We start from the raw sequence: 6,122 nt of genomic DNA on the forward strand, positions 1-6,122 counted from the left end.
GGGATAAAATATCAACTTAGATGAGTATATCATATTTCCCAACAAAATGGAAGTATGTTCACTTACAGTTCACAAAAAACACCTCGCGAAATGTTATCAGTGAATACGCTCTAGAGCATGTTTGAAAAAGGCTTTCTGCAAGATGTGCGTCATAATTTGTGGGAGATTTTGTCCGGATGAGGGCGCCGTAGCGGGCTACGACAATCGAATTCGGACAAAATATACCGCAAAGTGGGGCGTGCAGATTGCGGGAATGATTTTTCAAACAGGCTCTAGCATCAGACAGCTACAATAATTCCTCCATCATTTGCATACATACTGCTGACACCGGCTGTGTCAAGAACCACAATATCAGCCAGCTTCATCTTCTCCTGGATGGCTTCTTTAAGCATATTTGCTTTCTTCGGGCTGTTGCAGTGGGAAATGGCAAGAATTTTGTTCTCACTGTTTTCTGTCACTTCCACAATTTTATCCACCATTTTCACAAGCGCCTTATTCATGCCTCGTGCCTGATCCAGCTGGCAGATCGTCCCCTCCGGAGTAGATCCCATGATCGGTTTGATCTTAAGGGCTGTTGCCACAAGCGCTTTCACACGGCTGAGGCGGCCATTTTTACGTAAGGTTTCCAGATTCTCCAGCACAAAAAAAGTGTGCTGTTCTTCAATATATTTATTCACAACGCTGACAACATCCTCAAACGGAAGGCCGGCATCTTCGCACTGTGCAATTTTCATTGCAATCAAAGTCTGCCCGATAGAAGCAGAACAGGAATTGAAAACATGAATCTGAACGCCTTTTTTCTCCTCATGAAGAAGACTTGCTCCAAGCACTGCACTGTTATAGGAACCACTGAGTTCAGAGGAAAGAGTAACGCAATATATATGTTCAGCTTCGCAGTCAAATGCCTTTCTGTAGCTCTCAGGCGACGGGCAGGCTGATTTCGGACATTCCGGGCAGGCGGCAACTTTCTGTAAAAAATCTGCCTGGTTAAATGTCTCATCATCTATTATATTCTCACTTCCAACAGTCAGTGTAAGCGGTACGGAAGCAAATCTTTCATCCTGTTTCCACTGCTCCAGAAGTTCTCCACAGCTATCTATCACAATTTTATAACTCAATTATATCGTCCTCTTTTCCGTAATATGTAGTTTTAAATACCACATCTATATTAACACATTACTATGTGTTTGAAAAGAGTTTTTTCTTCCATTTTCCCCCAAATTGCTTTATAATGGTTATTGTTCATCAGCAACTGATTTTCATATATTGATGTCGTCGACAGACGACATGCCCTTTAGAAAGGAGGTCCCTATGCTCGCTTTAAAAATCACTGACCAGAAGAATTTTACCAATAAGCTTTTTCTTGGAGATACCTTCGATCTCTTCTGGCTAAACCAGGCAGAGATCATTACCAGCAATGTTTTTTCCATTGACGGCAAACTCCAAACTGATTTTTTCGATAATGATGAGCAGGAATTTTTAGCTTCCAGCCACCGTACATTCTCTCTCTGGAAAGAAGTAAAACCATTTTGTTATTCTGTTATCCGTGGAAAAAAAGCGCCTCTTTCTTTCAAAATCGTGCTTCAGTTTTCTCCGAACAAGACCGCTGCATTATTGCAGAGTTCTGCATTTTCACTTTCTCCCGAACTGATAACAGGTCTGTATTTGAATCTCCAATATAAGAATAAGACCTTGTTTTGTATTACCGGAACATCTATGAAAACCTTTCTTCCCGGTAAAGAACTGGACCACCTTTGGGAGCAATATGTGATGGATTTTTTTCATCGCAGCGGATTATCTGTAGAAGAAGTTTAATCCTGTCAGAATAGGTTCTCCATTAATTTTCCAATAGAGTTATTCTGGCATTCCACGTCTGGAACCTTGCTTTCTTTTTCATCTCCCAGATAAAAGGCGATCATATCTACAAATTCACTGTTGGTAGGTCTGTATTCCAGAGGATATCCGGCAATCTCTTCCAGTCTTTCCCGATGATTTTCCCAACATACATTTACAATTGTACGAATATCATGCTCAATATTAGATGGCTTGGATTTAAATTTCTTTGCAAGCCTTGGATAAATATCTTTTGTGATCTTCATTGGTCTTTCCTGAAATTCCATTGTCATGCGTATGGCTTCCGCCACAAAATAATATCCTTTATATTTCGATGTCGCACCAAGTTTGCGTATCGTGCCGTATACCTCTCTCATTTTTGTCCCTCCCACAATAAGTTATACTTCTGATTCTGCATCTGCAGTCAGCCCTTGATTTGCCTCTACATATAATACGAGTTAAATTTGCCTTTTTTAGCATTTTGAGACGAAAATTAAGAAAATTGTAATATTTTTTAGAGATTTCGAGATAAAATTCTATAGAAAAACAGAATAACAGGATAAACTTTTCCAATTTTTCATATAAAAAGGACAGGCGTCCTAAATGCAATACTCATTTATGCGTCTGTCCCTTTTTGTCATAGCTTATTTTGTCAGCATAAGCAGAATTTCATTGCTTCTCTGAACAAATCTGGTCATCTCTTCCGGTGAAAGCTGTTTATGGCTCAGCATGGCAAGATCATACAGTTCCTCGCAAATAACCGGGGTCTTATCAGAATCCTTGTTGTCTGCTACAAACTGAACCAACGGATGTTTCGCATTCAGAACCAAAGTTTCCTGACCACCAAACATAGATGGATCCATGCCGTACATATTATACATCTTCATCATATCCTGCATACGACGGCTCTCTTCAGAAAGGGTCATCATAGCAGCAACTTTTTCATTTTTCAGATTCTCAACCTTCACTTCCAGTTTGTCATTCTTCAATGCATCTCTGAATACTTCTGTAAGAGTCTTGGAAGTCTCCTCGTCAGTAGCTTCCTCCCCACGCAGTTCTTCTGTAAGATCTGCATCAATTCTCTTAAACTGGATAGTCTGATTCTTCTGCTCCAGATGGGAAATAAAAGCGCTGTCAATATTGTGTTTCAGAATAACAGCATCCTTCTTTGCCTCACGGAACATGTTAATATACTGACTCTGCTGAACCTCATCTGTTACATAGAAGATAGTAGTCTTCTCAGGCTCTTTCTCGTCTTTCGCGCCGTCCTCTTTCTTCTCTTCTGTGGATTCAACAGTCTCTTCTGTCTTAGTCTCATCTTCTGGTTTCCTGTTCTCTTCGATGCAATCTTTCAGAGTCAGATATTTGCCATCAATGTTCTTGAAGAGGATATAATCATTCATCTTATCTGAGAACTTACTGTCCTTAATGCAGCCATATTTGATAAATGGACTGATATCATCCCAGTATTTCTCGTAGGACTCACGGTCTGTTTTACACATTCCGGTAAGCTTGTCCGCTACTTTCTTTGTAATATACTCGGAAATCTTCTTCACGAAGCCATCGTTCTGCAGTGCAGATCTGGATACATTCAGTGGAAGATCCGGACAATCAATTACACCTTTCAGAAGAAGCAGAAATTCTGGAATTACTTCCTTGATGTTATCTGCGATAAATACCTGGTTATTGTACAGTTTGATCGTACCTTCAATGGAATCATATTCTGTATTGATCTTCGGGAAGTACAGAATACCTTTCAGGTTAAACGGATAGTCCATGTTCAAATGAATCCAGAACAAAGGCTCCTTATAATCCATAAAGACTTTACGGTAAAACTCTTTATATTCCTCATCTGTACAACTGTTTGGATGTTTCATCCACAATGGCTCCGGATCACTTAAAGATACCGGACGTTTATTGATTTTTACTTTATCTTTTGCAGGAGATACTTCTACGACTTCTTTCTCACCTTTGTCATTCTCTTTCTCCTCAGTCTTAGCATCCTCGTGGATACGCTCTACAATTACATCATCATCACGAAGCTCAGCCTCATCAATGGTCTCATACTCCTGCGGTGCATTTTCCTTAGACAGATAGATATTTACCGGCATGAAAGAACAATATTTCTCAATAATCTCTCTCATACGATATTCGTTGGAAAACTCTGTACTCTCATCATTTAAAAACAGAGTAATTTCAGTACCAACTGTAGTCTTATTGCCTTCCTGCATATCATACTCTGTACCACCATCACAGGTCCAATGTACTGGAGCAGCGCCCTCTTTATAAGAAAGAGTATCAATATGAACTTCATCTGCTACCATAAATGCTGAATAAAAGCCAAGTCCAAAATGACCGATGATCTGATCATCCGTGGTCTTATCTTTATATTTGGAAAGAAACTCAGTAGCTCCTGAAAAAGCAATCTGTGTAATATACTCTTCCACTTCATCGGCCGTCATACCAAGACCTGTATCAATAAACTTCAAAGTCTTCTCTTCCGGATTCACAATAACTTGTACTTCAGCTTTGTAATCATCCGGAAGTGTGTATTCACCCATAACATCAAGTTTCTTAAGCTTCGTAATTGCATCACAACCATTGGAGATTAACTCTCTTGCAAAAATGTCGTGATCAGAATATAACCATTTCTTTATAATTGGAAAAATATTTTCACTGTTAATTGATAAACTACCATGCTTCTCAGCCATGCAGCTCACTCTCCTTTGTCTTCTTAATTATACAAACTATAGTAATACCAAACTGACTAAAAGTCAAGGAAAATTTAGCACTCATTTTGATTGAGTGCTAGTAATATTGCTGTTCACTGGTAACATTCCGCGAGGTGTTTTTTGTGAACAAAGTTCACAGAAAACCCGAGAATCTCAGCGCGAAATCATGCGAATGCATGATTTCTGTGCATCGCGAAGCGTGTTACTGGTCACGGAGTGAACAGTAACCTAGTAATTATTATTAAAAGAAGGGAGACCATTTCTGGTCTCCCTCATTCGTTCTGCTCTCATTCACAATTACTGTTTATTTGAGAATCCACTATTATTTTTTCTTATTGCGGTAAACAAGAATTCCTACAATTAAGACAATCGCAACGATCAGAATAATTACAAATGGGAGGATTGGAGTATTATCCCCGGTCTTTACTGCATTCTTCTGATTTGCATCTGTTTTGTCTGCAGCCGGTGTCAGAGTCTGATTCGGTGCAGCATTTACAGTGAAATTAACCTGCTTGGTATCCTGTGTTCCAGTATTTACCCAGTTGCTTCCATCAAACTGCTGCTGATTATATGTGACAGTCAAAGTATAATTTCCATTCTTGCCCATGCGGAAAGTTGCAGAATATGGTGCGCCGTCCCAGCTTCTTGCCTCAAGGACCTCCCAGTTCAGCGGCTGATATCTTACATCTCCCTTAATCGGATTTTCAATATCCATACCTGCGCCAACTGCAGTGAAAGTAATCTTGGTCTCTGTAGTATAGTTTCCATCGGAGCTGATTCCTGTGATACTGTTATTCCCTGCATCAGATACAATCGATCCACGGCTTACAGTGACATTAACAGATACTACAAGGCTCAGGTTATCCGGATTTGTAACACCGTCTGGAAGAGCAACAGTACCTTTCACAGAGAACTTCTGTGCTTCTGTACTGTTCTGATTATATGCACTGCCCTTTACATCCCATTTTACAGAGGCATTCATATCGCCCTTGTTTGTAGTAATCTTAACAGTAGATGGAAGCTGCAGTCCAGCTGCTGACTTCTCAACCCCGTTTGCCAGACTGATATCAGATACTTTGCCTACAGCTGTAAGCTTGGCAGCAGCTTCTGTTACTGTAAAGCTTACTGGAATATTCAGGTAATCTGTCTGATCTGTCTTAATGGAAACAGTCTGTGTATAGGTTCCTGCTGCCAATCCAACTGCCGGTGCAACAGTAAAAGATACAGACTGGTTTGCATTTGCCTCTAATTCTGAAGCAGACGGAGCACTTACTGTAAATTCGTTTCCGCTTACACTTACAGCAATACCGGTTAATTTCACATTTCCAGTATTGGATACATTGATTGTAACTGCAGCCGGTGCTTCTTTGTAACCAACTTCTTTACTGTCGAATTTCACTTCGGAAATGTCGGTAGTAAATGAAGGAGCTGGAGTAATCTCCGGAGTCACTTCCGGGGTGACTTCTGGTGTTACTTCCGGAGTGACTTCTGGTGTCACTTCTGGAGTTACCTCTGGTGTCACTTCTGGTGTTACTTCCGGAGTGACTTCTGGTGTCA

The 6,122-nt window shown here is 40.2% G+C and carries 7 protein-coding genes; 2 read left to right on the forward strand and 5 right to left on the reverse strand.

The window, feature by feature from the left end; translation table 11 throughout:
* Positions 1–58: 58 nt before the first annotated feature.
* Entirely contained in the window at positions 59–205 is a 147-nt protein-coding gene (locus LIZ66_RS19615) for a DUF6783 domain-containing protein (RefSeq protein ID WP_308768450.1), read from the reverse strand.
* Here LIZ66_RS19615 and LIZ66_RS19620 point away from each other — a divergent pair.
* The gene (locus LIZ66_RS19620) at positions 143–295 is read left to right on the forward strand and encodes a DUF6783 domain-containing protein (protein ID WP_306467798.1); all 153 of its coding nucleotides are present in this window, start codon (positions 143–145) and stop codon (positions 293–295) included. The two genes, LIZ66_RS19615 and LIZ66_RS19620, sit on opposite strands and share 63 nt — an antisense overlap.
* Here LIZ66_RS19620 and LIZ66_RS16850 read toward each other — a convergent pair.
* Complete coding sequence (locus LIZ66_RS16850; protein ID WP_173718274.1) at positions 279–1,118, reverse strand: DegV family protein; 840 nt, start codon at positions 1,116–1,118, stop codon at positions 279–281. The genes LIZ66_RS19620 and LIZ66_RS16850 overlap by 17 nt on opposite strands.
* A gap of 193 nt (positions 1,119–1,311) precedes the next feature.
* Here LIZ66_RS16850 and LIZ66_RS16855 point away from each other — a divergent pair, with 193 nt between their 5' ends.
* Complete coding sequence (locus LIZ66_RS16855; protein WP_173718273.1) at positions 1,312–1,815, forward strand: DUF5721 family protein; 504 nt, start codon at positions 1,312–1,314, stop codon at positions 1,813–1,815.
* 5 nt (positions 1,816–1,820) lie between these two features.
* Here the strand turns inward: LIZ66_RS16855 and LIZ66_RS16860 are convergent, their stop codons facing one another.
* The 3 genes from LIZ66_RS16860 to LIZ66_RS16870 form a co-directional block, all read right to left on the reverse strand.
* Complete coding sequence (locus LIZ66_RS16860) at positions 1,821–2,210, reverse strand: sporulation initiation factor Spo0A C-terminal domain-containing protein (protein ID WP_173772382.1); 390 nt, start codon at positions 2,208–2,210, stop codon at positions 1,821–1,823.
* 267 nt (positions 2,211–2,477) lie between these two features.
* The gene (htpG, locus tag LIZ66_RS16865; RefSeq protein WP_173772381.1) at positions 2,478–4,544 is read right to left on the reverse strand and encodes a molecular chaperone HtpG; all 2,067 of its coding nucleotides are present in this window, start codon (positions 4,542–4,544) and stop codon (positions 2,478–2,480) included.
* 343 nt (positions 4,545–4,887) lie between these two features.
* Positions 4,888–6,122, reverse strand: a 1,235-nt coding sequence (locus LIZ66_RS16870) for a hypothetical protein (RefSeq protein WP_227201071.1), incomplete at its 5' end; no start/stop codon positions are given.

The sequence above is a fragment of the Blautia faecis genome (assembly GCF_020554845.1).
GTDB lineage: Bacteria > Bacillota > Clostridia > Lachnospirales > Lachnospiraceae > Blautia_A > Blautia_A faecis.

Excerpts from the sequence above, each read along its gene's own strand:
- LIZ66_RS16855 (WP_173718273.1), top strand. The coding sequence starts at position 1,312 with ATGCTCGCTTTAAAAATCACTGACCAGAAGAATTTTACCAATAAGCTT.
- LIZ66_RS16860 (WP_173772382.1), bottom strand. The coding sequence starts at position 2,210 with ATGAGAGAGGTATACGGCACGATACGCAAACTTGGTGCGACATCGAAA.
- htpG (WP_173772381.1), bottom strand. The coding sequence starts at position 4,544 with ATGGCTGAGAAGCATGGTAGTTTATCAATTAACAGTGAAAATATTTTT.
- LIZ66_RS19620 (WP_306467798.1), top strand. The coding sequence starts at position 143 with ATGTGCGTCATAATTTGTGGGAGATTTTGTCCGGATGAGGGCGCCGTA.